At 70.9% G+C, this 24,230-nt stretch carries 23 protein-coding genes, 2 pseudogenes and 1 riboswitch; of the genes and pseudogenes, 22 read left to right on the top strand and 3 right to left on the bottom strand.

What is annotated here, in order from left to right:
- Positions 1-79: 79 nt before the first annotated feature.
- The 12 genes and pseudogenes from rplS to ABEA26_RS02695 all read left to right on the top strand — a co-directional run bounded on the left by rplS (position 80) and on the right by ABEA26_RS02695 (position 10,488).
- Positions 80-430 (top strand): 50S ribosomal protein L19, encoded by a 351-nt coding sequence (gene rplS / locus ABEA26_RS02750; RefSeq protein WP_030041016.1) that lies wholly within the window; start codon positions 80-82, stop codon positions 428-430.
- Positions 431-475: 45 nt separating this feature from the next.
- A pseudogene (gene lepB, locus ABEA26_RS02745) lies at positions 476-1,177 on the top strand (signal peptidase I); the annotation flags it as partial.
- 175 nt (positions 1,178-1,352) lie between these two features.
- Positions 1,353-2,438: pseudogene (gene lepB, locus ABEA26_RS02740) on the top strand (signal peptidase I); the annotation flags it as partial.
- Positions 2,329-3,321 carry a signal peptidase I gene (lepB, locus tag ABEA26_RS02735; RefSeq protein ID WP_345588814.1) on the top strand — a complete coding sequence of 331 codons (993 nt, stop codon included), beginning with the start codon at positions 2,329-2,331 and terminating at the stop codon, positions 3,319-3,321. The pseudogene lepB (ABEA26_RS02740) and the gene lepB (ABEA26_RS02735), both read left to right, overlap by 110 nt.
- Positions 3,322-3,495: 174 nt before the next feature.
- On the top strand, positions 3,496-4,272 hold the full coding sequence (gene lepB, locus ABEA26_RS02730) for a signal peptidase I (RefSeq protein WP_345588812.1): 777 nt from the start codon (positions 3,496-3,498) through the stop codon (positions 4,270-4,272).
- Positions 4,262-4,786: an NUDIX hydrolase gene (locus ABEA26_RS02725; protein WP_345588811.1), complete on the top strand. Its 525-nt coding sequence runs from the start codon at positions 4,262-4,264 to the stop codon at positions 4,784-4,786. The genes lepB (ABEA26_RS02730) and ABEA26_RS02725 overlap by 11 nt, the downstream gene beginning before the upstream one ends.
- 56 nt (positions 4,787-4,842) lie before the next feature.
- Positions 4,843-5,151: a DUF2469 domain-containing protein gene (locus tag ABEA26_RS02720; protein WP_003965949.1), complete on the top strand. Its 309-nt coding sequence runs from the start codon at positions 4,843-4,845 to the stop codon at positions 5,149-5,151.
- A gap of 117 nt (positions 5,152-5,268) precedes the next feature.
- Complete coding sequence (locus tag ABEA26_RS02715) at positions 5,269-5,631, top strand: YraN family protein (protein WP_345588808.1); 363 nt, start codon at positions 5,269-5,271, stop codon at positions 5,629-5,631.
- A complete protein-coding gene (locus tag ABEA26_RS02710) occupies positions 5,631-7,256 on the top strand; it encodes a YifB family Mg chelatase-like AAA ATPase (RefSeq protein ID WP_345588806.1) in 1,626 nt (541 codons plus the stop codon). Before ABEA26_RS02715 ends, ABEA26_RS02710 begins: the two co-directional genes overlap by 1 nt.
- Before the next feature lie 32 nt (positions 7,257-7,288).
- Positions 7,289-8,701: a DNA-processing protein DprA gene (dprA, locus tag ABEA26_RS02705; protein WP_345588804.1), complete on the top strand. Its 1,413-nt coding sequence runs from the start codon at positions 7,289-7,291 to the stop codon at positions 8,699-8,701.
- A gap of 259 nt (positions 8,702-8,960) precedes the next feature.
- The gene (gene whiG / locus ABEA26_RS02700) at positions 8,961-9,803 is read left to right on the top strand and encodes an RNA polymerase sigma factor WhiG (RefSeq protein WP_345588802.1); all 843 of its coding nucleotides are present in this window, start codon (positions 8,961-8,963) and stop codon (positions 9,801-9,803) included.
- A gap of 127 nt (positions 9,804-9,930) precedes the next feature.
- On the top strand, positions 9,931-10,488 hold the full coding sequence (locus tag ABEA26_RS02695; RefSeq protein WP_345588849.1) for a TetR/AcrR family transcriptional regulator: 558 nt from the start codon (positions 9,931-9,933) through the stop codon (positions 10,486-10,488).
- A gap of 58 nt (positions 10,489-10,546) precedes the next feature.
- On the opposite strand, the gene ABEA26_RS02690 is transcribed toward ABEA26_RS02695, so the two are convergent.
- Positions 10,547-11,206 (bottom strand): murein hydrolase activator EnvC family protein, encoded by a 660-nt coding sequence (locus ABEA26_RS02690; protein ID WP_425587778.1) that lies wholly within the window; start codon positions 11,204-11,206, stop codon positions 10,547-10,549.
- A gap of 327 nt (positions 11,207-11,533) precedes the next feature.
- Between ABEA26_RS02690 and rpsB the strand changes: the two genes are divergently transcribed.
- The 10 genes from rpsB (at position 11,534) to ABEA26_RS02640 (ending at position 22,605) form a co-directional block, all read left to right on the top strand.
- Positions 11,534-12,505 carry a 30S ribosomal protein S2 gene (rpsB, locus tag ABEA26_RS02685; RefSeq protein WP_345588798.1) on the top strand — a complete coding sequence of 324 codons (972 nt, stop codon included), beginning with the start codon at positions 11,534-11,536 and terminating at the stop codon, positions 12,503-12,505.
- Between the two features lie 158 nt (positions 12,506-12,663).
- Positions 12,664-13,500, top strand: coding sequence for a translation elongation factor Ts (gene tsf / locus ABEA26_RS02680; RefSeq protein ID WP_345588796.1), 837 nt, complete (start codon positions 12,664-12,666; stop codon positions 13,498-13,500).
- A 203-nt stretch (positions 13,501-13,703) separates the two neighbouring features.
- Complete coding sequence (gene pyrH / locus ABEA26_RS02675) at positions 13,704-14,465, top strand: UMP kinase (RefSeq protein WP_345588794.1); 762 nt, start codon at positions 13,704-13,706, stop codon at positions 14,463-14,465.
- Between the two features lie 181 nt (positions 14,466-14,646).
- On the top strand, positions 14,647-15,204 hold the full coding sequence (gene frr / locus ABEA26_RS02670) for a ribosome recycling factor (RefSeq protein WP_345588792.1): 558 nt from the start codon (positions 14,647-14,649) through the stop codon (positions 15,202-15,204).
- Positions 15,204-16,370, top strand: coding sequence for a phosphatidate cytidylyltransferase (locus tag ABEA26_RS02665; protein ID WP_345588790.1), 1,167 nt, complete (start codon positions 15,204-15,206; stop codon positions 16,368-16,370). Before frr ends, ABEA26_RS02665 begins: the two co-directional genes overlap by 1 nt.
- Before the next feature lie 169 nt (positions 16,371-16,539).
- Complete coding sequence (gene rlmN, locus ABEA26_RS02660; protein WP_345588788.1) at positions 16,540-17,652, top strand: dual-specificity RNA methyltransferase RlmN; 1,113 nt, start codon at positions 16,540-16,542, stop codon at positions 17,650-17,652.
- A 96-nt stretch (positions 17,653-17,748) separates the two neighbouring features.
- Positions 17,749-17,854, top strand: a riboswitch (TPP riboswitch).
- A gap of 79 nt (positions 17,855-17,933) precedes the next feature.
- Positions 17,934-19,022 carry a thiamine ABC transporter substrate-binding protein gene (locus ABEA26_RS02655; RefSeq protein WP_345588786.1) on the top strand — a complete coding sequence of 363 codons (1,089 nt, stop codon included), beginning with the start codon at positions 17,934-17,936 and terminating at the stop codon, positions 19,020-19,022.
- Complete coding sequence (locus ABEA26_RS02650; RefSeq protein WP_345588783.1) at positions 18,998-20,668, top strand: ABC transporter permease; 1,671 nt, start codon at positions 18,998-19,000, stop codon at positions 20,666-20,668. The genes ABEA26_RS02655 and ABEA26_RS02650 overlap by 25 nt, the downstream gene beginning before the upstream one ends.
- An 82-nt stretch (positions 20,669-20,750) precedes the next feature.
- The gene (locus tag ABEA26_RS02645) at positions 20,751-21,794 is read left to right on the top strand and encodes an ABC transporter ATP-binding protein (protein ID WP_345588781.1); all 1,044 of its coding nucleotides are present in this window, start codon (positions 20,751-20,753) and stop codon (positions 21,792-21,794) included.
- A gap of 10 nt (positions 21,795-21,804) precedes the next feature.
- Positions 21,805-22,605: a maleylpyruvate isomerase family mycothiol-dependent enzyme gene (locus ABEA26_RS02640; RefSeq protein ID WP_345588779.1), complete on the top strand. Its 801-nt coding sequence runs from the start codon at positions 21,805-21,807 to the stop codon at positions 22,603-22,605.
- Positions 22,606-22,697: 92 nt separating this feature from the next.
- On the opposite strand, the gene ABEA26_RS02635 is transcribed toward ABEA26_RS02640, so the two are convergent.
- Positions 22,698-23,417 (bottom strand): LAETG motif-containing sortase-dependent surface protein, encoded by a 720-nt coding sequence (locus ABEA26_RS02635; protein ID WP_345588777.1) that lies wholly within the window; start codon positions 23,415-23,417, stop codon positions 22,698-22,700.
- 285 nt (positions 23,418-23,702) lie between these two features.
- Positions 23,703-24,110, bottom strand: coding sequence for a VOC family protein (locus ABEA26_RS02630; RefSeq protein WP_345588776.1), 408 nt, complete (start codon positions 24,108-24,110; stop codon positions 23,703-23,705).
- Positions 24,111-24,230: the final 120 nt, after the last annotated feature.

Here is a 24,230-nt window from a genome sequence, read left to right as displayed (position 1 = left end):
TCCCGACCCGCACATCCCAGATTCCGAAACACCTAGTTTCCGTTGATGACCTGTGGCATCAACGAGGAAAGCAGACGAAATGTCTCACCTGCTCGACTCCGTCGACTCCGCGTCGCTGCGCAGTGACGTCCCGGCCTTCCGCCCCGGCGACACCGTCAACGTCCACGTCCGTGTCATCGAGGGCAACCGCTCCCGTGTGCAGCAGTTCAAGGGCGTGGTCATCCGCCGCCAGGGCGCCGGCGTGCGCGAGACCTTCACGGTCCGCAAGGTCTCCTTCTCCGTCGGCGTCGAGCGCACCTTCCCGGTGCACACCCCGATCGTGGAGAAGATCGAGCTCGTCACCCGTGGTGACGTCCGTCGCGCGAAGCTGTACTACCTGCGCGAGCTGCGCGGCAAGGCGGCGAAGATCAAGGAGAAGCGCGACAACTGAGCGCCCTGAGAGGTCCACACCGGGGCCGGATAACATCTGGCCCCGATGGACACCGAAGCACAGCACACGGAGCGCGACCGCTCCTCCCGCCCTTCCGACTCCGAGCACCCCTCGGACACGGACGGCCCGGAGGAACGGTCGCGTTCCGCGTTTGCGGGGCGGATCACGGACTGGGTGCCGGGCGGCCGGATCACCGTGACCCTCCTGACCCTGCTGCTGTTCCTGCTGCTGCTCAGTACCTTCGTGCTGCAGCCGTTCCAGATCCCCAGCGGATCCATGGAGCGGGGATTGAGGATCGGTGACCGGGTTCTCGTAAACAAGTTGGCGTACCGTTTCGGTGACCGGCCGCAGCGGGGCGACATCGTCGTGTTCGACGGCACCGGGCTCTTCGGGCACGGCGACTACATCAAGCGCGTTGTCGGTGTGGGCGGCGACCATGTGGTGTGCTGCGACAGGGAGGGGAGGGTCCGGGTGAACGGCCAGTCGGTCGACGAGTCCGCGTTCCTGTACCCGGGCGACCGCCCGTCCACGGTGCGCTTCGACGTCGTGGTCCCCGACGGCGCCCTCTTCGTCCTCGGTGACCACCGGGCCAACTCCAGCGATTCCCGCGACCACCTGGGCTCGCCGGGCGGCGGCATGATCCCGGTGGACGAGGTGATCGGCCGAGCCGACTGGATCGTCTGGCCCTTCGACCACGCCACCCACCTCGACCGGCCCGACGCCTACGCGCGCGTGCCGGACGCGGACACGGACGTCGGCCGGCCCGCCGACGCGGCGGACGAACCGACGACCACGGCGGCCCAACCGACGACCACGGCGGACGCACCGGCCAACGTGACGGCCGGACCGGCCGCGGAGGCCGAACCTACCGCGACGGGACCGGCGGCTGACGCGCACCGGCCCGAGGGCGCCGAGGGCGCCGATGGGTAGCCGGGGCAAACCGCGTGGGGCGCCCAGCAGCCCCACGGAGAACCTGCTGCCCACCGGCTCACGGCGCACCGGTGGCGCGCAGCCCGGCGGCCGGTCCCGGGCCGAGCGGCGCAAGCTGCAGCGCAAGGTCAAACGGCGCCGCAGACGCGGCGCGGTCAAGGAGGTACCCCTTCTCGTCGGCGTCGCCGTCCTGATAGCGCTGGTGCTGAAGACCTTCCTCGTCCAGGCGTTCGTGATCCCGTCGGGCTCCATGGAACAGACCATCCGGATCGGTGACCGGGTGCTGGTGGACAAGCTCACCCCTTGGTTCGGCGCCGAGCCGCAGCGCGGGGACGTCGTGGTCTTCCGCGACCCCGGCGGCTGGCTGCGGGGCGAGCAGACCGCCAAGAAGGACGATCCCGTTGTCATCAAGCAGGTCAAGGAAGGCCTCGCCTTCATCGGCCTGCTGCCGTCCGACGACGAGAAGGACCTCATCAAGCGGGTCGTCGGTGTGGGCGGGGACCGGGTCACGTGCTGTGACACGCAGGGCCGGGTCACCGTCAACGGCTTCCCCCTGACCGAGGACTACCTCTATCCCGGCGACGCCCCGTCCAGGACGCCGTTCGACGTCACGGTCCCCGAGGGGCGGCTGTGGGTGATGGGCGACCACCGGTCCAACTCCGCCGACTCCCGCTCCCACCAGCAGGCCGACTTCGGCACCGTCTCCGAGGACGAGGTGGTCGGGCGGGCCGTGGTGATCGCCTGGCCTTTCGGGCACTGGACCACCCTGGACGAACCGAAAACGTATGCGTCCGTGTCCAACTCGGCCTCCGGTTCGACTGCCGCCCCCCGGCTGTCGCATAGGGTTGCCCCCTACGATCCGAACACGATGATTCGACTCCCGACCCCTGCGGAACTCCCGCTCGTTATGGGAGTGGTGGGCCTGCATCGCGTACGGGGCAGGCGGCGGCAGAAAGTAAGGAGTTGGCGTGGGGGATGTGGCGGTTGGCGCACGGTCCGGACACGACGGCGAGGAGAACCGCGGACGCCCCGTGGAGACAGCCGGCCCGGCAGCGGACGGCGCTCCGGCCTCCGGGCGCGACTCCGGGACCGAGGACGGCAGGGTGACGGACGAACAGAGCGGAACGCAGGACGAGGGAGTCGGCGGGACGCCCCCGGCGACACCCCCCGCGGCCAAGAAGCCGCGCTCCTTCTGGAAGGAACTGCCGATCCTGATCGGCATCGCGCTGGTACTGGCGCTGCTGATCAAGACGTTCCTGGTCCAGGCGTTCTCGATTCCGTCCGCCTCGATGCAGAACACCCTCACGATCGGTGACCGCGTCCTGGTCGACAAGCTCACGCCCTGGTTCGGCTCGGAACCCGAGCGCGGCGAGATCGTCGTCTTCCACGACCCGGACGACTGGCTGGCGGGCGAGCCGACGCCCGATCCGAACGCGCTGCAGACGGTCCTCAGCTGGATCGGCCTGATGCCGTCCGCCGACGAGAAGGACCTGATCAAGCGGGTCATCGGGGTCGGCGGCGACACCGTCGAGTGCAAGGGCACCGGCCCGCTCAAGGTCAACGGCGAGGCGCTGAACGAGCAGGATTACGTCTACCCCAACAACACGCCGTGCAGCGTCGACGACCAGGGCGGCCAGTTCAAGGTCGAGGTTCCCGAGGGCTCCATCTGGGTCATGGGCGACCACCGGCAGAACTCCCGGGACTCCCGCTACAACCAGTCGGACAAGCACGGCGGCATGGTCCCGGTGAAGGAGGTCGTCGGCCGCGCCGTCGTGATCGCCTGGCCGATGAACCGCTGGGACAACCTCCCGGTCCCCGACGCCTTCGGCCAGGAGGGCCTGCAGTCCCAGTCGTCGGCCGCCGCCGCGCTGTCGGTCGCGCCCCAGGGACTGGCCCTCGCCGGAGTCGTCCCGGTCGTCTGGTGGCGCCGCAGGCGCGTCGCGCCCGCCGAGACCCGCTGAGCGCCTCGGACCCGTACGCGCTTCCCCCGAGGCAGCTCCTCCCTGAGGCAGCACCTCGCCGAGGCAGCTCCTCGTTGAGCCCACGGGTCGCTGAGCCAGCCCTTCCAGCCCCTCCCGGGCCAGGCCTCGGGAGGGGCTGCCGCGTTCGGGTACTGCCGGGTAAGGTGCGGATCCATGGGTGGCGAGAGCACGACACGTACGGTCCCGCCCGGCGGCGGCACGAACAAGGGCCCGGCGGGCAGCCGGACCGGGCAGCGACTGTCCGGTCTCGCCGTGGCGCTGGGTCTGGTGCTGTTCCTCGGAGGCTTCGCCTGGGGAGCGGTGGTCTACCGGCCCTACACCGTGCCGACCCGCTCGATGGAACCGTCGATCGACGCGGGTGACCGGGTGCTGGCACAGCGCGTCGACGGCGGTGACGTCCGCCGCGGTGACGTCGTCGTCTTCAAGGACGAGACCTGGGCCAACGCCCCGATGGTCAAGCGCGTGGTCGCGGTCGGCGGGGACACCGTCTCCTGCTGCCAGGAGGGCAGGCTCAAGGTCAACGGCAAGGTCATCGACGAGCCGTACCTGCCCGACGGTACGTCGGCCGAGATCGGCGACTTCCCGACCGTGACCGTCCCCGAGGGCCGCCTGTTCCTGCTCGGCGACCAGCGCGACACTTCCCTGGACTCCACCGCCCACCTCGCCGATGCCGCCGGCGGCACCGTTTCGCGCGGTGCCGTGGACGCCCGGGTCGACGCCGTGGTCTGGCCCGTGAAGGGCATGCTGGAGCGGCCGACCGGGTTCGGGACACTGGGTGACCTCTCCTCGCCGGGCCCGCTGCGGACGGTCGTCGTCCTGGTGGTCGCCGGGACCGTGCTGATCTTCGGGGGCGCGGTCTACGGGCCCCTCGCCAAGCGGGCCGCGGTCTCCCGCGCCCGGACCGGAAAAGGGGCCACCGATGCCCGCTGAGCCGGCGGAGGCGGGACAGGACACCTACGAGGGCGGGCTGCGCAGGGTGGCACGGGTGGTGCTGCTCGACCCCGACGACCGCATCCTGCTGCTGCACGGACACGAACCGGACGATCCGGCCGACGACTGGTGGTTCACCCCCGGCGGCGGCGTGGAGGGCGACGAGACCCGTGAGGAGGCCGCCAGGCGGGAACTCATCGAGGAGACCGGCATCACCGACATCGAACTCGGCCCGGTGCTGTGGCGGCGCAGGTGCTCGTTCCCCTTCGCGGGGCGCCGCTGGGACCAGGACGAGTGGTACTACCTGGCCCGTACGGCCCAGACCGCGACGGAGGCCGTGGGCCTGACCGAACTGGAGCGGCGCAGTGTCGCCGGATCGCGCTGGTGGACGTGTCAGGAACTGACCCGGGCACATGAGACGGTGTATCCGACCAGACTCGCCGGGCTGCTGCGCACGCTGCTCGACGAAGGGCCCCCGGCCGGGCCGGTGACCCTGGACACCGAAATCGTCTAGAGGTGCACGGGACTGGCGCACAATGGTGGGACCGCACGGCTGAAGGGGAACATGCCATGAGCGCCGAGGACCTCGAGAAGTACGAGACCGAGATGGAGCTCAAGCTCTACCGGGAGTACCGCGATGTCGTCGGTCTGTTCAAGTACGTGATCGAGACCGAGCGGCGCTTCTATCTCACCAACGACTATGAGATGCAGGTGCACTCGGTCCAGGGCGAAGTCTTCTTCGAGGTGTCCATGGCCGACGCCTGGGTCTGGGACATGTACCGGCCGGCCCGGTTCGTGAAGCAGGTGCGAGTGTTGACGTTCAAGGACGTGAACATCGAGGAGCTGAACAAGAGCGACCTGGAGCTCCCCGGCGGCTGACCGGCCAGGAGCTTCACTCGTGTGGGTGACGGGGTTGTCCACAGCCGTCTGACCGTCCACCAAGATCCACAAGCTCGCTGAGCTGCCCTCATCGTTGGCGCCGGAGGTGGTGCCGACATGAACGCACGAGGTGCGATGGGCAAGTACGGCGAGACACTCGCCGCCCGCAGGCTGGCCGAGACCGGAATGACGGTCCTGGAACGCAACTGGCGCTGCGGCCGGACCGGCGAGATCGACATCGTCGCCCGGGACGGGGACGCCCTGGTCGTCTGCGAGGTCAAGACCCGCAGGGGCGGCTCCTTCGAACACCCGATGGCCGCGGTGACCCCCGAGAAGGCGGAGCGGCTGCGGCGGCTCGCCGATCGCTGGATCCAGGCCCACGGAGGTGCCCCGCCCGGCGGCGTCCGCATCGACCTGATCGGCGTGCTCCTCCCGCAGCGCGGTGCCCCCGTGGTCGAGCACGCGCGGGGGGTGGCGTGATGGGGTTCGCGCGTACATGCTCCGTGGCGCTCGTCGGCGTCGAGGGCGTGGTGGTCGAGGTGCAGGCCGACCTCGAACCTGGCGTGGCGGCGTTCACGCTGGTGGGATTGCCGGACAAGAGCCTGACCGAGAGCCGCGACCGGGTACGGGCGGCGGTGGTCAACTCGGGTGCCGAGTGGCCGCAGAAGAAGCTGACGGTGGGACTCAGCCCGGCGTCGGTGCCCAAGAGCGGCAGTGGATTCGACCTGGCGGTCGCCGCAGCGGTCCTCGGCGCCGCCGAGCGCGTCGACCCCAGGGTGCTCGCCGACATCGTGATGATCGGGGAGCTGGGCCTGGACGGACGGGTGCGGCCGGTGCGCGGCATCCTGCCGGCGGTGCTGGCAGCGGCGGAGGCCGGTTACGAACAGGTCGTCGTCCCGGAGTGCGCCGCGACCGAGGCATCCCTGGTCCCCGGTGTGTCGGTGCTTGGCGTGCGCAGCCTGCGCCAACTCATCGCAATCCTCGCCGACGAGCCCGTGCCGGAGGAGGAACCGGACCAGGAGGGCCGGCCCGACCCCCTCCTCGCCGGCCTGCGCATGCCCGGCACGGGCGCCGCCACCGGGATGCGCGGCATGGGATCGGCGCACCACGACCACGGCCACGACCTCGCCGACGTCGTGGGCCAGGAGCCGGCACGCACGGCGGTGGAGATCGCGGCGGCCGGCGGCCACCACCTGTTCCTGGAGGGGCCACCCGGCGCCGGGAAAACCATGCTCGCCGAACGGCTGCCCGCAGTCCTGCCCAAGCTCTGCCGGGCGGAGTCGCTGGAGGTCACCGCGGTCCACTCCGTGGCGGGTCTGCTGCCACCGGGCAGGCCCCTGATCGACGCGGCTCCCTACTGCGCGCCGCACCACTCGGCCACGATGCAGGCCCTTGTCGGCGGTGGTCCCGGCATCGGGCGGCCGGGCGCCGTGTCGCTGGCACACCGAGGTGTGCTCTTTCTGGACGAGACACCGGAATTCAGCAGCCACGCGCTGGACGCCCTGCGCCAGCCGCTGGAGTCCGGGCACGTCGTCATCGCGCGCAGTGCGGGCGTGGTGCGGTTCCCGGCACGGTTCCTGATGGTGCTGGCCGCCAATCCCTGCCCCTGCGGGCGGTTCTCGCGGAAGGAGGACCTGTGCGAGTGCCCGTCCTCGGCGATCCGCCGCTACCAGGCCAGGCTGTCCGGCCCGCTCCTCGACCGGGTCGACCTCCGGGTCGAGGTGGACCGGGTCACCCGCAGCCAGCTGGCCGACACGGCTGTCCGGGGTGACACCACCGCGACGGTCGCCGACCGGGTGCGGGCGGCGAGGGACCGGGCGGCCGCGCGCCTCGCGGACACCCCGTGGCGCTCCAACAGCGAGGTGCCCGGACGGGAGCTCCGCAGTCGCTGGCGCGCCGCGCCCGGTGCGCTGGAGGACGCGGAGCGCAGCCTGGAACGGGGCGTGCTCACCGCCCGCGGCCTCGACCGGGTCCTACGTGTCGCCTGGACCGTCGCGGATCTCGTCGGCCATGACCGGCCCGGCGCGAGGGACGTCGCCCTGGCACTGCAACTGCGCACGGGGGTGCCGAGGGGCGTCCCCATGGCCCTTGGAGCGCTGACGTGACCGGGGGAGACGCGGCACCTGAGGACGACGCCATGCCCCAGGGAGGCGGCGCTGTCTCCAAGGGCGAAGATCCGGCCGCGCGCGGTGCCGCACGCAGGGGCGGCACCGTTTCCCAGGCGGACGCCGTGCTTGGGGGCGACGCCGTTCACGGGGGCGACGGCTTTTCCCGGGGCGACGGCGCGGCCCGGGGAGACGCCGTGCCGCGGGGCCTCGACGCCAGGGGCGGGGGCGCGACCCGGGGCGGTGACCGGATCGGGGACGACGAGCCGGGCGGCGGCAGCGACGAGGCGTCGGGTGGGCAGGCGGACGGCGAATCGCTCGGCAGGGTCTTCCTCACCCGGGTTCTCGAGCCCGGCGACGAGACCGGCGGGCGATGGGTGCGGGAGCGCGGCGTCGCGGAAGTGGTGCGCAGGCTGCGCGAGGGCGGCCGGGCCCTGCCGGGGGTGAGCGAGAAACGGTGGGCAGGGCTGTGTGCCCGGGCGGGCCGGGCCGAGCCCGGCCGGGACCTCGCCGTCGCCCGGAGGGCGGGGGTGCGCTTCGTCGCTCCCGGGGCGGCCGAGTGGCCGCGCCAGCTCGACGACCTCGGGGACGCCAGGCCCCTCGGGCTGTGGGTACGCGGCGGACCCAGTCTGCGTATGTGGGCGCTGAGGTCGGTGGCCGTCGTCGGCGCCCGAGCCTGCACCGACTACGGCGCCCACATGGCGGCCACCCTCGCCGCCGGACTCGCCGAACGCGGCTGGGTCGTCGTGTCCGGCGGCGCCTACGGGGTCGACGGCGCCGCCCACCGGGGCGCCCTGGGCGCGGGCGGCGCCACCGCCGCCGTCCTCGCCTGCGGCGTCGACCGCCCCTACCCGCCCGGGCACACCGGGCTGATCACCCGGATCGCGGAACAGGGACTGGTCGTCGGGGAGCTGCCACCGGGCGAACACCCGACGCCGAGCAGGTTCGTCCTGCGTAACCGTGTGATCGCCGCTCTCACCCGCGGCACCGTGGTCGTCGAGGCCGCCTACCGCAGCGGCTCGCTGGTCACGGCACGGGCGGCACAGCGCCTGGGCCGGCACACCATGGGCGTGCCCGGACCGGCCACCAGCGCACTGTCGGCGGGGGTGCACGAACTGCTGCGCGGCGACGCGGTGCTCGTCAACGACGCCGCCGAGGTCGTCGAACTGGTCGGCGACATGGGCGAGCTGCCCCCGGACCGGCGCGGGCCGGTGCTCCCCACCGACCTGCTGGAACCCCGCACCCGCCAGGTGCTGGCCGGGCTGCCCGCACGCGGAGCGGCGCCGGCGGCCGATGTGGCGCGCCGCGCACAGACCACCCAGGACGACGCGATCGCGAGACTGTACGAGCTTCGAGCGCTTGGTTACGTCGAACGACACGGCGACGGCTGGAAGTTGACACGCCAGATGATGATGTCGGTCCGCGACGGCCGCGCCCCGTCCTGACCCAGCGTGTTCGGCCGTCCGGGGGAACCCCGACGCCCTTGGGAACAGTGGCAGTTGAGGTATTCGAGTGATCACGTAGAGCGATCATCGTCCCCCCTGGAGAGCGTTCGGCGGAACGTATCTGCGTACGGTCCCACCCCGCTCTTCGCGCACCGCGACAGTCCAGTCACGCTACGCTCACGAGGACCCCCACGTAGACAGCAGACCGGCGGCCTCACCCAGGCTCACCACATCACGGCAGAACGGCACAAGGCGACGAATGCCCCAGCACACCTCCGGGTCCGACCGGGCGGCGCTCCCCCCAGCCGCCCGCGACGGTGGCAGCGTGCGACCGCCCGCCCCCTCGACGCTCGACGAGCTGTGGCGGTCGTACAAGGCGACGGGGGACGAGCGGCTGCGGGAACAGCTGATCCTGCACTACTCGCCCCTGGTGAAATACGTGGCGGGCCGGGTGAGCGTGGGACTGCCACCCAACGTCGAGCAGGCGGACTTCGTCTCCTCGGGTGTGTTCGGACTGATCGACGCGATCGAGAAGTTCGACGTCGACCGGGAGATCAAGTTCGAGACGTATGCGATCACCCGGATCCGCGGCGCGATGATCGACGAGCTGCGAGCGCTGGACTGGATCCCGCGCTCGGTCCGGCAGAAGGCGCGGAACGTGGAGCGTGCGTACGCGACGCTGGAGGCACGGCTGCGCCGCACCCCCTCGGAGAGCGAGGTGGCCGTCGAGATGGGGATCGCGGTGGAGGATCTCCACGCGGTGTTCAGTCAGTTGTCGCTGGCCAACGTGGTGGCGCTGGAGGAGTTGCTGCACGCCGGCGGCGAGGGCGGGGGCCGGCTGAGTCTCATGGACACGCTGGAGGACACCGCCGCCGACAATCCGGTGGAGGTCGCCGAGGACCGGGAACTGCGGCGGTTCCTGGCACGTGCGATCAACACACTGCCCGAGCGGGAGAAGACCGTCGTCACGCTGTACTACTACGAGGGCCTCACACTCGCCGAGATCGGAAACGTGCTGGGTGTGACGGAGAGCCGGGTCAGTCAGATCCACACCAAATCGGTGTTGCAGCTGCGGGCGAAGCTGGCGAGTTTCGGCCGCTGACCTGGTCTTATGGCACACGGTCGGCCCCCTGGTGACACTGTCGGCGGTCGTGCGGTCGGGTGAGTGACTCCCGTCCGGGGCGGTGCGTCCGTAAAGTGGTGACGTGCCAAGGATTCGAGCGGCCTCCGTGGCCGAGCACCGGTCGATGCAGCGTGCCGCCCTGCTGGACGCGGCACGCTCCCTGTTGTCCGACGGCGGGACGGAGGCGCTGACCTTCCCCGCCCTCGCCGAACGGACGGGTCTTGCCCGGTCGTCCGTCTACGAGTACTTCCGGTCGCGGGCGGCGGTCGTCGAGGAGCTGTGCGCCGTCGACTTCCCGGTCTGGGCCGCGGAGGTCGAGGCGGCGATGGAGCGCGAGGCGACCCCCGAGGCCAAGATCGGGGCGTATGTGCGCAAGCAGCTCGACCTGGTCGGAGACCGGCGACATCGAGCCGTCGTGGCCATCTCCGCGAGCGAGCTCGACGCCGGCGCGCGGGAGAAGATCCGGGCGGCGCACGGTGGGCTGATCGCGATGATCGTCGAGGCGCTGGGAGAGATGGGGCATGCCCAGCCGCGGCTTGCGGCGATGCTGCTCCAAGGGGTCGTCGACGCGGCCGTGCGGCGGATCGAGCTGGGCGCGGCGGAGGAGCCGCCGGCGATTACGGAGGCAGCGGTTTCCATGGCGTTGCGGGGCGTGCGGGGCTGATCGTCCGGGCGGACGGGGCCTCGAGGTCGCGGCCGCCCACGCAGGTGTGCCCAGACCGTCAGTGCGCCGGGGGAGTCACCTGTGCCCGCGGTGGGGTCGGCAGGGGGACTCCCAGAACCGGCAGCAACCTCGACGGGCCCCCGGCGAGCAGCCACGGTGGGAGCACCGACAGCGGGTTCAGGTAGACGTCGCCTCGCAGCAGGCCCCAGTGCAGGCAGGCCGTGCAGTGGGAGCCCGTCGGTTCCAGCGTGCCGAGTACCTCTCCCGCCGCCACCTCCTCGCCCTTTCTCACCGACACCTCGACCGGCTCGTACGTCGTCCGCAGCGGTGGGTCACCCGTTCCCGTCAGCTCCAGCGAGACGACGCCCCTCCCGGCCACCGGCCCCGCGAACGACACCCTCCCCGCCGCCACCGCCCGCACCGGGGCGCCGCCCACTGCGGCGAGGTCCACGCCGCGGTGGCCCGGGCCGTACGGAGTCGCCGGCGGCTCCCAGCCCCGTAGGACCGTGGGCCTGGGGCCGACCGGCCAGTGGCGGGCCACCGTCGGCACCACCGGGCCCGGGCCCAGGCCCTGCCCGGCGTTCGCCCCCACCACCGGCGCCGTCGTCCCCACCGGCGCCGTCCCCACCACCGGTACCGCCATCGCCACCGGTACCGGCGTCGACAGGGCCGACACGGCCGACACGGCCGGTGTCGGTCGCGGCGGTCCCGGGGCCATGACGGTCAGCAGCACGACCACCCACGTACACGCACTCGCACATCGCCTCGCTCGCATGCGAGAACCGTCCCGCGCCGGCGCCGATCGCGACCGGACCTGTGCACAGCTGCCCCCTTGTGGACAGCCGCGTCACCCGGTACCCCGCGGGTCCCGTACACTTCTGATGGCGATCCGGGTCACCGGGTCGACTTCGCACGCCCCGACACGAGGCCCTTCCGGGCTGGTGTCAGCGCCCCTCGGTCCTTTGCGGCAGGCGCAACGCGGGCGTCAGGCGCGGGAGCCGTCCGGCTTCCGCGGCACAACCGAGAAACTCGAGGAGATACGGCCATGGCCGTCGTCACGATGCGGGAGCTGCTGGAAAGCGGCGTCCACTTCGGTCACCAGACCCGTCGTTGGAACCCGAAGATGAAGCGGTTCATCTTCACGGAGCGCAACGGCATCTACATCATCGACCTGCTCCAGTCGCTGTCGTACATCGACCGCGCCTACGAGTTCGTCAAGGAGACCGTCGCCCACGGCGGCACGGTCATGTTCGTCGGCACGAAGAAGCAGGCGCAGGAGGCCATCGCCGAGCAGGCCACCCGCGTCGGCATGCCCTACGTCAACCAGCGCTGGCTGGGCGGCATGCTCACGAACTTCTCGACCGTCTACAAGCGCCTGCAGCGCCTGAAGGAGCTCGAGCAGATCGACTTCGAGGACGTGGCCGCCTCCGGCCTCACCAAGAAGGAGCTGCTCGTCCTCTCCCGCGAGAAGGCCAAGCTGGAGAAGACCCTCGGCGGTATCCGCGAGATGTCCAAGGTGCCCAGCGCCGTCTGGATCGTGGACACCAAGAAGGAGCACATCGCGGTCGGCGAGGCCCGGAAGCTCAACATCCCGGTCGTCGCCATCCTCGACACCAACTGCGACCCCGACGAGGTCGACTACAAGATCCCGGGCAACGACGACGCGATCCGCTCCGTCACCCTGCTCACCCGCGTGATCGCCGACGCCGTCGCCGAGGGCCTCATCGCCCGCTCCGGCGCCGCTGCCGGTGACAAGGGTGACAAGGCCGCCGGCGAGCCGCTCGCCGCGTGGGAGCGCGACCTGCTCGAGGGTGAGAAGGCCGAGAAGAAGGCCGACGCCGAGACGGCCGAGAAGCCCGCCGAGGCTCCGGCTGCCGAGGCCGCCCCCGCCGAGGAGGCCCCCGCCGAGGAGGCCCCCGCCGAGGAGGCCCCCGCCGCCGAGGCTGCGGCCACCGAGGCTCCGGCCGAAGAGGCGCCCGCCGCCGAGGCTCCGGCCGCCGAGGGCGAGCAGGCCTGACCGTCCCGTCGGAGTGGACGGCGGGAGCGGTGACATCGAAACCGCCCCCGCCGTCCACCCGTAGGTCGGTGGAAGGTCATGGACCTGCAGCTTCATATGCAGGTCCGTGATCCCGCAGATCTTCGATCTTCCACACTTCCAGAAAGATTCACAGACTCATGGCGAACTACACCGCCGCCGACGTCAAGAAGCTTCGTGAGCTCACCGGCGCCGGCATGATGGACTGCAAGAAGGCACTGGACGAGGCCGAGGGCAGCGTCGAGAAGGCCGTCGAGGCGCTCCGCATCAAGGGTCAGAAGGGCGTCGCCAAGCGCGAGGGCCGCTCTGCCGAGAACGGCGCCGTCGTCTCGATCATCGCCGACGACAACACCTCCGGTGTCCTCGTCGAGCTGAAGTGCGAGACGGACTTCGTCGCCAAGGGCGACAAGTTCCAGAACGTCGCCAAGGCCATCGCCGAGCACGTCGCCAAGGCCGCCCCGGCCGACCTCGAGGCGCTGCTCGCCTCCGAGATCGAGTCCGGCAAGACCGTCCAGGCGTTCGTGGACGAGGCCAACGCCAACCTCGGCGAGAAGATCGTCCTGGACCGCTTCGCGCAGTTCTCCGGCGGCTTCGTGACCGCGTACATGCACCGCACGATGCCCGACCTGCCCCCGCAGATCGGTGTCCTCGTCGAGCTGGACAAGCCCAACGCCGAGATCGCCAAGGGCGTCGCCCAGCACATCGCCGCCTTCGCGCCGAAGTACCTCTCCAAGGAGGACGTCCCGGCCGAGGTCGTCGAGTCCGAGCGCCGCGTCGCCGAGGAGACCACCCGCGCCGAGGGCAAGCCCGAGGCCGCCCTGCCGAAGATCGTCGAGGGTCGCCTCAACGGCTTCTTCAAGGACGCCACGCTGCTGGGCCAGCCCTACGCGCTCGACAACAAGAAGTCGGTCCAGAAGGTTCTGGACGAGGCCGGTGTCTCCCTGAAGCGCTTCTCGCGCATCAAGGTCGGCATCTGAGTCCGTACCGCGACGGACGTGCGACCCCGGTAGGGTCGACAGCAGTCGTCGGCGCCGTTCGCGCATGCCCTCGGGCACGCGCGTGTGGCGCCGGGCGACAGCAGATCTGACGAGGAGGCCATTGCCGCGTATGGGATGCGAATCACGCCCCACCGGCAGTGGCCTTCTTCGTGTGTGACCCACGTAGAAGAGGCGAGATCTCCATGACCACCACCAAGGCCGAGAAGAGCGACGACGGCAAAGTACGCGGCCGTTTCATGCTGAAGCTGTCCGGAGAGGCCTTCTCCGGCGGTGGGGGCCTGGGCGTCGACCCCGACGTGGTGCACGCCATCGCCCGCGAGATCGCGGCCGTCGTCCGGGACGGCGCGCAGGTCGCGATCGTCATCGGCGGGGGCAACTTCTTCCGTGGCGCCGAGCTGCAGGTACGCGGCATGGACCGCGCCCGCTCCGACTACATGGGCATGCTCGGCACCGTGATGAACTGCCTGGCCCTCCAGGACTTCCTGGAGAAGGAGGGCGTCGACTGCCGCGTGCAGACCGCCATCACCATGGGCCAGGTCGCCGAGCCGTACATCCCGCTGCGCGCCGTGCGCCACCTGGAGAAGGGCCGCGTGGTCATCTTCGGCGCCGGCATGGGCATGCCCTACTTCTCCACCGACACCACCGCCGCCCAGCGCGCCCTCGAGATCGACGCCGAGGCCCTGCTCATGGGCAAGAACGGCGTGGACGGGGTCTACGACTCCGACCCGAAGACCAACCCGGACGCCGTGAAGTTCCACGCGCTCGGCTACGGCGAGGTCATCACCCGTGACCTGAAGGTCGCCGACGCGACGGCCGTCACGCTCTGCCGCGACAACAGCCTCCCGATCGTGGTCTTCGAGCTCCTGAAGGAGGGCAATATCGCCCGCGCCGTCAAGGGTGAGAAGATCGGCACGCTTGTGGGTGACCAAGGCAGCCGGGACTGACCGGCGAACCACCCCCCGTCCGCGGACGCCACCTGTCCGGGGGACGGACGGGACGGGGCCGGACCGGGGGATGGACAATGTCCCGGCGGTCGGGAACCGTGCAGGAAGAACGCGACGCAGCCGGCCGCCTCCCCGACAGGGAACCGCAGCCGGGCCTACTCAAGACACGCAGGAGCAAGTGGTGATCGAAGAGACCCTCCTCGAGGCCGAGGAGAAGATGGAGAAGGCCGTCGTGGTCGCCAAGGAGGACTTCGCCGCGATCCGCACCGGCCGTGCGCACCCGGCGATGTTCAACAAGATCGTGGCCGACTACTACGGCGCGCTGACGCCGATCAACCAGCTGGCCTCGTTCTCCGTGCCCGAGCCGCGCATGGCCGTGGTGACCCCCTTCGACAAGAGCGCCCTGCGCAACATCGAACAGGCGATCCGCGACTCCGACCTGGGCGTCAACCCGAGCAACGACGGAAACATCATCCGGGTGGTGTTCCCCGAGCTCACCGAGGAGCGCCGCCGCGACTACATCAAGGTCGCCAAGAGCAAGGCCGAGGACGCCAAGGTCTCCATCCGTTCCGTGCGCCGCAAGGCCAAGGACACCATCGACAAGATGGTGAAGGACGGCGAGGTCGGCGAGGACGAGGGCCGCCGCGCGGAGAAGGAGCTCGACGACACCACCGCCAAGTACGTCGCCCAGGTGGACGAGCTCCTGAAGCACAAGGAAGCGGAGCTGCTCGAGGTCTGATGAACGACTCTTCCTGGGGAGCGCCGCCGCCACAAGCCGGGTACTGGGGGCCGTCCGACCAGGGACCTGTCCGGGGCGCTGCCCCGGCGGGTCCCACGTACGATGCGCACTACGCGCAGCAGACTCGCCCCATGCCCATCGTGCCCGGCGTACCTGAACACGGCGGAGACCAGGATGACGAACAGGGGACCGCTCGGCTGAGTGGTCCCCTGTTCCGAGACGAGCCACCGCGCGACGACGCGTACCGCGGCGGGAATCCGTCGGCGCGGCCGTATGCGGCGGTGCCGCGGAATCCGGAGCCCATGCCCGACGCCCCCCAGCCGGCGCAGCCGCAGCCGCAGCCGCAGAAGAAGACCGCGGGGCGTGACCTGGGTGCCGCGATAGGGGTGGGCCTCGGACTCGCCGCCGTGATCGTGGCGTCGCTGTTCGTCGTGAAGGCCGCCTTCGTCGGCGTGATCGTGGTCGCCGTCGTGGTGGGCCTTTGGGAGCTGACCAAGCGGCTCCAGGAGCGCAAGGGCATCAAGGCGCCCCTCGTGCCGCTCGCGATCGGCGGAGCGGCGATGGTGGTCGCCGGGTACGTCCGGGGCTCCGAGGGCGCGTGGGTCGCCATGGCGCTCACGGCACTGGCGGTCCTCGTCTGGCGGATGACCGAGCCGCCGGAGGGCTACCTCAGGGACGTCACGGCAGGCCTCTTCGCGGCGTTCTACGTGCCGTTCCTGGCCACGTTCGTCGCGATGATGCTCATGGCGGACGACGGCGCCCTACGCGTCCTGGTCTTCCTGATACTGACGGTCGTCAGCGACACCGGCGCCTACGCCGTCGGCTGGCGCTTCGGCAGGACCAAGCTCGCCCCGCGCATCAGCCCCGGCAAGACCCGGGAGGGCCTGCTCGGAGCGGTGGCGTTCGCGATGGTGGCGGGCGCGCTGTGCATGCAGTTCATGATCGACGACGGCAGCTGGTGGCAGGGCCTGCTGCTCGGCCTCGCGGTCGCCGTCAGTGCCACGCTGGGCGACCTCGGCGAGTCCATGATCAAGCGGGACCTCGGCATCAAGGACATGGGCACGCTGCTCCCTGGCCACGGCGGCATCATGGACCGCCTGGACTCGCTGCTGCCCACGGCGCCGGTGGTGTGGCTGCTGCTGGTGATCTTCGTCGGATCGGGTTGACAGCGTTCAGGTAGTCTGGAAGGGCCCGCATGGTCGCGGGCCCTTTCGTGTTTCCCCGCCCACGCGGGGGTTGTCCGGTGAGGTCTTCTGGCTTCGGCATGGCTCTGCCGTCGTCCCCGCATGAGCGGGGATTCGCCACAGGCCCGTCGTCATGAGGAGTTGTCCAACCGTGGCCCGTCCCGCCCCAGGTGAGCTCACCTTCGTCGCGCCCCGCGCAGCGAAGCGGCCGCCGCGGCACCTCGCCGACCTCACGCCCGCGGAGCGCAAGGAGGCCGTCGCCGCGATCGGCGAGAAGCCGTTTCGCGCGAAGCAGCTCTCGCAGCACTACTTCGCGCGGTACGCGCACGACCCCGAGCAGTGGACCGACATCCCGGCCGGCTCGCGTCAGGGCCTCCAGGAGGCGCTGCTGCCCGAGCTGATGACGGTCGTGCGGCATCTGTCGACCGACCAGGGCACCACGCGCAAGACGCTGTGGAAGCTGTTCGACGGGACGCTCGTCGAGTCCGTCCTCATGCGTTACCCGGACCGGGTGACCATGTGCATCAGCTCCCAGGCCGGCTGCGGCATGAACTGCCCCTTCTGCGCCACCGGTCAGGCCGGCCTGGACCGGAACCTGTCGACGGCCGAGATCGTGCACCAGATCGTGGACGGCATGCGGGCGCTCAGGGACGGCGAGGTCCCGGGGGGACCGGCCCGGCTCAGCAACATCGTGTTCATGGGCATGGGCGAGCCGCTCGCCAACTACAACCGGGTCGTCGGTTCCATCCGCCGTCTCACCGACCCCGAGCCCGACGGGCTGGGCCTCTCCCAGCGCGGCATCACGGTCTCCACGGTGGGTCTCGTCCCGGCCATCCACCGCTTCACCGGCGAGGGGTTCAAGTGCCGCCTCGCCATCTCGCTGCACGCGCCCGACGACGAGCTGCGCGACACCCTGGTCCCCGTCAACACGCGCTGGAAGGTGCGTGAGGTGCTGGATGCCGGGTTCGAGTACGCGGCCGCGTCCGGGCGCCGGCTGTCGATCGAGTACGCGCTGATCCGGGACATCAACGACCAGGCGTGGCGTGGCGACCGGCTCGGGCGGATGCTCAAGGGCCGGCCCGTGCACGTCAACCTCATCCCGCTCAACCCCACGCCGGGCTCGAAGTGGACCGCGTCGCGGCCCGAGGACGAGAAGGCGTTCGTGGAGGCGATCGCGGCGCATGGTGTGCCGGTGACGATCCGGGACACCCGAGGGCAGGAGATCGACGGGGCGTGTGGTCAGCTCGCCGCGAGCGAGCGGTAGCCTGACCGACGTCAGCACATCGTCGTACGACAACGACAACGACAACGACAACGACAACGACAACTCCACACGTACGTCATACGAAACCACATCTTCATATTCCGACAGGGGAGCGCCACAGCGCTGAGAGTGCGGCACCGGCCGCAGACCCTCCGAACCTGGCCCAGGTCATTCTGGGTAGGGAGATCGGTCACCACTCGAGCTGTTGCGCCCTGCCCGGGACCCTCGCCAGGGGTTCCGGGCGGGGCCGCGTCTTCTCCTGGTCACCCAGGAGGAATTCAGTGAGCATCACCAAGAAGGCCACCGTCCTCGCAGTCGGACTCGGCATGGTCGGCGGCCTGACCGCGTGCGGATCGTCGTCCGACGGCGACGGCCGGGGCGCCGGCGACTCCAAAACCGTGACCCTGGTCAGCCACAACTCGTGGGCCGTGTCGAAGGACGTCATCGCCGGCTTCGAGAAGAGCTCCGGCTACAAGGTCCGGGTCCTGGAGGACGGCGACGCCGGGCAGGCCGTCAACAAGGCCATCCTCACCAAGGACAACCCGCAGGGCGACGTCTTCTTCGGCGTCGACAACACACTGCTCTCCCGAGCCCTCGACAACGGGCTGTTCCAGCCGTACGAGGCGAAGGGCTCCGACCTGGTCCTCCCCGAGTACCGGGCCGACCGGGACAAGCACCGGGTCACGCCCGTGACCACCGGCGACATCTGCGTCAACTACGACAAGGCCTACTTCAGCGAGCACGGGCTGACCCCGCCGGAATCCCTCGACGACCTGGTCAAGCCCGAGTACAAGGACCTGCTCGTCACCGAGGACGCCGCCGGTTCCTCGCCCGGCCTCGGCTTCCTGCTCGGCACCGCCGCCGAGTACGGCGACGAGGGCTGGCAGGACTACTGGAAGAAGCTGAAGGCGAACGGCGTCCAGGTCGTCGACAGCTGGGAGCAGGCGTACAACGAGGAGTTCTCCGGCTCGTCCGGCGGCAAGAAGGCCAAGGGCGACCGCCCGCTCGTCGTCTCCTACGCCTCCTCCCCGCCCGCCGAGGTCATCTACGCCGACCCGCAGCCCACCACCGCGCCGACGGGTGTCGCCGCCGGCACCTGCTTCCGCCAGGTCGAGTACGCGGGTCTGCTGAGCAACGCCGGCAACCCCGAGGGCGGCAAGGCACTCCTCGACTTCCTCATCGGCAAGGAGTTCCAGGAGGACCTGCCGCTGAACATGTTCGTCTACCCGGTGCGGGAGGGCGCGCGGATCCCCGAGGCGTTCCGGAAGTTCGGGCCGCAGGCCGAGGACCCGCAGACCATGGACCCGGCGAAGATCGCCGACAACCGCGACCAGTGGGTCAAGTCGTGGACCTCACTCGTACTCAAGTGACCAAACGCCGGCGTCGCACGGGGAACGCGGCGCGGCCGGCCCTGATGGCCGTGCCCGTCGCGTTCTTCGCGGTGTTCTTCGCCTACCCCGTCGCCGCGATCGTCGCGCGCGGACTGGAGATCGACGGTTCCTGGCAGTTCGGGCGGATCGGGGACGTGCTCGTCCAGCCGGACGTACGGCACGTGCTGTGGTTCACCACCTGGCAGGCGCTGGCCTCGACCGCGCTCACCCTGCTGATCGCCCTGCCGGGCGCCTACGTCTTCGCCCGCTTCGACTTTCCCGGCAAGCAGGTGCTGCGGGCGGTGGTGACCGTACCGTTCGTGCTGCCGACGGTCGTCGTCGGTGCGGCGTTCCTGGCGCTGGTGGGGCGCGGCGGGCTGCTCGACGAGCTGTGGGGCGTACGGCTGGACACCACCGTGTGGGCGATCCTCCTCGCGCACGTCTTCTTCAACTACGCCGTCGTCGTACGCACCGTCGGCGGCCTCTGGTCGCAGCTCGATCCACGGCAGGAGGAGGCCGCGCGGATGCTCGGCGCCTCGCGGCTGACGGCCTGGCGGCAGGTGACCCTGCCCGCGCTCGCGCCGGCCGTGGCCGCCGCCGCGCTGATGGTGTTCCTGTTCACCTTCACCTCCTTCGGCGTGGTCCAGATCCTCGGCGGGCCCGCCTTCTCCACCCTGGAGGTGGAGATCTACCGGCAGACCTCCCAGATCTTCGACCTGTCCACGGCCGCCGTGCTGACGCTGATCCAGTTCGCCGCGGTGGCCGCCATCCTCGCCGTGCACGCCTGGACGGTACGGCGGCGGGAGACGGCCCTGCGGCTGGTGGACGCGGCCACGACCGCGCGCCGGCCGCGCGGCACCGGGCAGTGGGTCCTGCTGGCCGGGGTCCTGGCCACCATCGCCGTGCTGCTGGTGCTGCCGCTCGCCGTACTGGTCGAGCGGTCGCTGGGCGCACCCGGCTTCGGCTACTACCGGGCGCTGACCCGCGAGGACGGCGGTACCTTCCTCGTCCCGCCCATCGAGGCGATCGGCAACTCCCTCCAGTACGCCGTCGTGGCCACCGCCATCGCCGTGGTGATCGGAGCGCTGGCCGCCACCGCGCTCACCCGCCGCGACGCGGGCCGCTTCGTACGCGGCTTCGACGCGCTGCTGATGCTGCCGCTCGGGGTGTCCGCGGTGACGGTCGGCTTCGGGTTCCTGATCGCGCTGGACGAACCCCCGCTGGATCTCCGGGCGTCCTGGATCCTGGTGCCGCTGGCGCAGGCACTGGTCGGGGTCCCCTTCGTCGTACGGACCATGCTGCCGGTGCTGCGGGCGGTGGACGTACGGCTGCGGGAGGCGGCGTCCGTGCTCGGGGCGTCGCCGTGGCGGGTGTGGCGGGAGGTCGACCTGCCGATGGTGCGGCGGGCTCTGCTGGTCGCGGCCGGGTTCGCCTTCGCGGTGTCGCTCGGGGAGTTCGGGGCGACCGTGTTCATCGCGCGGCCCGACAACCCGACGCTGCCGGTGGCCGTGGCGCGGCTGCTGGGGCGTCCCGGCGACATGAACTACGGCCAGGCCATGGCTCTTTCGACGATTCTGATGCTGGTGTGCGCGGTGGCCCTGGTGGTACTGGAACGGCTGCGGACCGACCGGGGCGGGGAGTTCTAGGGATGCGGGAGGTGCTCGCGATGCTGGAGGTGTCGGCGATGCCGGAAGTGCCGGCGATACGGGTGTTTCCAGGAGTGCGGGAGTGCCGGCGATGCTGCTGAGTCTTGAGGGTGCGACGGTCCGCTTCGGCGGGCGGGCCGTGCTCGACGCCGTCGGCCTCGGTGTCGCCGAGCACGAGGTGGTGTGCGTGCTCGGGCCCAGCGGCAGCGGCAAGTCGACCCTGCTGCGGGCGGTCGCCGGGCTCCAGCCGCTGGACGCCGGACGGGTGACGCTGGACGGACGGGACCAGTCGGGAGTCCCCGCGCACCAACGCGAGGTCGGGCTGATGTTCCAGGACCACCAGCTCTTCCCGCAGCGGGACGTGGCCGGAAACATCGCCTTCGGGCCGCGGATGCGCGGCGCCTCCCGTGCCGAACAGCACGGTCGGGTCGGAGAGTTGCTGGAAATGGTCGGGCTGCCGGGTGCCGGCCACCGGTCCGTCGCCGCGCTCTCCGGAGGTGAGCAGCAGCGGGTGGCGCTGGCCCGTGCCCTCGCGCCCCGGCCCCGGCTGTTGATGCTGGACGAACCGCTCGGCCAGCTCGACCGCTCGCTGCGGGAGCGGCTCGTGGTGGAACTGCGGGAGCTCTTCGGCCGGCTGGGCACCACCGTGCTCGCCGTGACGCACGACCAGGGCGAGGCCTTCGCGCTCGCCGACCGGGTCGTGGTCATGCGGGACGGGCGGATCGCCCAGTCGGGGACACCGCTGGAGGTGTGGCAGCGGCCGGTCGACGCCTTCGTGGCCCGCTTCCTCGGCTTCGACAACGTCGTCGAGGCGACCGTCGCCGGGCAGGCCGCGGTCACCCCGTGGGGCAAGGTGCCGGTTCCCGACGACGCCCCGCAGGGCACGCGCACCCTGCTCGTACGGCCTGCCGGGGTCCGTCTGGTGCCCGCCGACGCGGGTCTGCGCTGCACGGTCACCGCCCGCACCTTCCGGGGCACGCACGTGGCCGTCCACCTCCAGCCCGAGGGGGCGCCGCGCCTGGAGGCGGCGTGCGCGCTGCGGGCGGCGCCGGAGGTCGGGGACGCGGTCGGGGTGGAGTTCGACGCGGCGGAAATCGCCGTGCTCGGGGGATCGTCCCGCTCGTAGGGTGACGGGCATGACACTCCTCGCCCATGACCGCTACTGCGACGAGATAGCCCACCAGGTGGGCCGGTTCGGGTCCGTGCTGTCCTTCGGCGCCGACCTGTCCGCCACCGTGCCGACCTGCCCGGACTGGACCCTGGAGGACCTGGCGCGGCACGTCGGCCGGGCCCTGCGCTGGACGGAACTGATCGTCCGGACCCGCGCCGAGGAGGAGGTCCCGTTGGACCGGGCGCCGGGCTCGGCGGGGCCCGGGGCCCAGGGGGACCCGGTCGCGCTGACGGCATGGCTGGAGGAGTCCGGCGAGGCGGTCGTGCGCGCGCTGCGCGAGGCCGGTCCGGACGGGCGGGCGTGGTCGTGGTCCGGGAACCACACCGCGGGCTTCTGGGCCCGCCGGATGACCCACGAACTCGTCGTCCACGGGGCGGACGCGGCACTCGCGGCGGACCGGCCGTTCGAAGCCGTCGCGGCCGACGTGGCGGCGGACGCGATCGACGAGTGGCTGGAGATCGTGCGGTTCGTGCAGCGGGTCGTTCCGGACGGGCCGACCAGGGAACTGCGGGCGCCGGGCCGGAGTATCCACCTGCACGCCACGGACACCGCGGCCGACCTGAACGCGGAGTGGCTGGTCGAGCTTCCGGAGGACGGCGTCACCTGGCGCCGCGGCCACGAGAAGGCGACCGTGGCGCTGCGGGGCCCGCTCACGGACGTGCTGCTGGCCTTCTACCGCAGGCTTCCGTTGGACGCCCCCGGACTCCAGGTGCTCGGCGACCGCGGGCTGCTGGACCTCTGGCTGGAGAAGGTGACGTTCGGCTGACACGAGAGGACGAGAGGAGACACGACGCGGCGATGGCCCGTCCCCGGCCGGGGACGGGCCACCACCGTTGCCCGGGCACCGGTGTGTGAGCGTCAGCGGTCGCTGTTCGCCCCGCGGCGGCGCAGGCCGAAGAAGACCGCGGCGCCACCGACGGCGACCAGGGCCGCCGCGATGCCGACGATCATGCCGGTGTTCGAGTTGGCGCCGGTCTCGGCGAGGTTGGACTCACCGGCCGCCGGGGACGGGGCATTGCTCGGTACGGCCGCCGGCGCGATGCTCTCGCTCGGCGACGGTGCCGACGTGGACGGTGCCGAGGTGGACGGCGCCGGGGCCGGCGTCTCGGTCTCCTCGGTCGGGGTGGAGGAGCTCTCCGACGGGGTCGGGGTCGGGGTGTCCTCGGTCTCGCAGGAGGTCGACGGGGTCACGAGGTTCGGCTTGATGTCCTCGTCGACATAGCTGTCGGCCCTGACGTGGACGCGGTACTCGGCGTTCGGCTTCCAGTCCGCGGGGAAGGTGATCGTACTGCCTTCGCGCGAGCCCTCGACCACCTGCTCGCCGATCTTCTCGGCGTCGGCACCGTTGTTCTGCAGGTACACGGTGACGGTGGCGGGGATGCCGGCGGGGTCCACGTCGGTGACGGTGATGACACCCTTGTCGCCCTCGCACACGGCGGCGGCGGAGAACTCACTGATGTCGCAGGCGAGGGCGCTACCGGCGGAGCCGAGGGCCAGGGCCACCGAGGCGGAGGCGACGCCGAGGGCGCGAACGCCGCGGCGTGATGCCGTACGACTGATTATGGACAGGACTGCCACGTTTGTCCTTTACGGGAGCGCAGATGCGGGGGGTGAAGAGGGTGCTGACGCGTGAATGACGTGGCGTCAGCACACCTACGAGCCCCACTGGTCTATAAGCGGTGCATGAGCAGTGTCAACGCATGTGTCGGTCAAGGGCGTTGGCTTTGCCGTGTTATTAACCGCCGAGACGTTTCAGCGTCTGCGCCCGCCACCCGTCCACCGGCGAGACGGCCGTGTCTGTGACCGGGCCCCGGGCCGGGCGGGTGAGGGATCCAGCCGCCCATGCTGTGGCGTGTGCCCTGCTCAGCCCTCGACCGCCGACGGGTCCATCCACACGACCTCGAAGGTGTGGCCGTCGAGGTCGTCGAAGGCGCGGCCGTACATGAAACCGTGGTCCTGGGTCTCGCCGGAGACCGAGCCGCCGGCGGCGACCGCCTTCTCCACCAGCTCGTCGACCTTCTCGCGGCTCTCGGCGCTCAGCGCGATCAGTACTTCACTGGACTTCGTCGAGTCCACGATCTCCTTCTTCGTGAACTGCCGGTACTTCTCCGGCGTGTGCACCATCACCACGATGGCCTCGCTCAGTGGGATCGAGGCGGTGGTGTCGTCGCTGAACTGGGCGTTGATCTCGTAACCGAGCTCGATGAAGAACTTCTTCGAGGCGTCAAGGTTGCTGGTGGCCAGGTTCACGAAGATCATCTGCTGGTACATGGGGGGCCTCTCCCGTCGGTGTCCTGCTGTGGTCATGCCGTTCGAAGGGGTAGACGCGACGGGCTCGCGAAACTCATCGCCGGCTCGCAGACTTCTTCGAAAATCTTCTACCGGGCAGTA

The organism is Streptomyces marokkonensis (assembly GCF_039539045.1).
GTDB lineage: Bacteria > Actinomycetota > Actinomycetes > Streptomycetales > Streptomycetaceae > Streptomyces > Streptomyces marokkonensis.
The sequence above is the reverse complement of the archived record's forward strand: the minus strand, read 5'-3'. Positions and strand labels throughout refer to the sequence as shown.

Bases quoted from the DNA above. Each gene is read 5' to 3' on its own strand.
- ABEA26_RS02715 (WP_345588808.1), top strand. From the start codon at position 5,269: ATGAACGCACGAGGTGCGATGGGCAAGTACGGCGAGACACTCGCCGCC.
- lepB (WP_345588812.1), top strand. From the start codon at position 3,496: ATGGGTGGCGAGAGCACGACACGTACGGTCCCGCCCGGCGGCGGCACG.
- dprA (WP_345588804.1), top strand. From the start codon at position 7,289: ATGCCCCAGGGAGGCGGCGCTGTCTCCAAGGGCGAAGATCCGGCCGCG.
- pyrH (WP_345588794.1), top strand. From the start codon at position 13,704: ATGACCACCACCAAGGCCGAGAAGAGCGACGACGGCAAAGTACGCGGC.
- ABEA26_RS02665 (WP_345588790.1), top strand. From the start codon at position 15,204: ATGAACGACTCTTCCTGGGGAGCGCCGCCGCCACAAGCCGGGTACTGG.
- whiG (WP_345588802.1), top strand. From the start codon at position 8,961: ATGCCCCAGCACACCTCCGGGTCCGACCGGGCGGCGCTCCCCCCAGCC.
- tsf (WP_345588796.1), top strand. From the start codon at position 12,664: ATGGCGAACTACACCGCCGCCGACGTCAAGAAGCTTCGTGAGCTCACC.
- ABEA26_RS02640 (WP_345588779.1), top strand. From the start codon at position 21,805: ATGACACTCCTCGCCCATGACCGCTACTGCGACGAGATAGCCCACCAG.
- ABEA26_RS02720 (WP_003965949.1), top strand. From the start codon at position 4,843: ATGAGCGCCGAGGACCTCGAGAAGTACGAGACCGAGATGGAGCTCAAG.
- rplS (WP_030041016.1), top strand. From the start codon at position 80: ATGTCTCACCTGCTCGACTCCGTCGACTCCGCGTCGCTGCGCAGTGAC.
- rpsB (WP_345588798.1), top strand. From the start codon at position 11,534: ATGGCCGTCGTCACGATGCGGGAGCTGCTGGAAAGCGGCGTCCACTTC.
- ABEA26_RS02690 (WP_425587778.1), bottom strand. From the start codon at position 11,206: ATGGCCCCGGGACCGCCGCGACCGACACCGGCCGTGTCGGCCGTGTCG.
- ABEA26_RS02710 (WP_345588806.1), top strand. From the start codon at position 5,631: ATGGGGTTCGCGCGTACATGCTCCGTGGCGCTCGTCGGCGTCGAGGGC.
- ABEA26_RS02630 (WP_345588776.1), bottom strand. From the start codon at position 24,110: ATGTACCAGCAGATGATCTTCGTGAACCTGGCCACCAGCAACCTTGAC.
- ABEA26_RS02725 (WP_345588811.1), top strand. From the start codon at position 4,262: ATGCCCGCTGAGCCGGCGGAGGCGGGACAGGACACCTACGAGGGCGGG.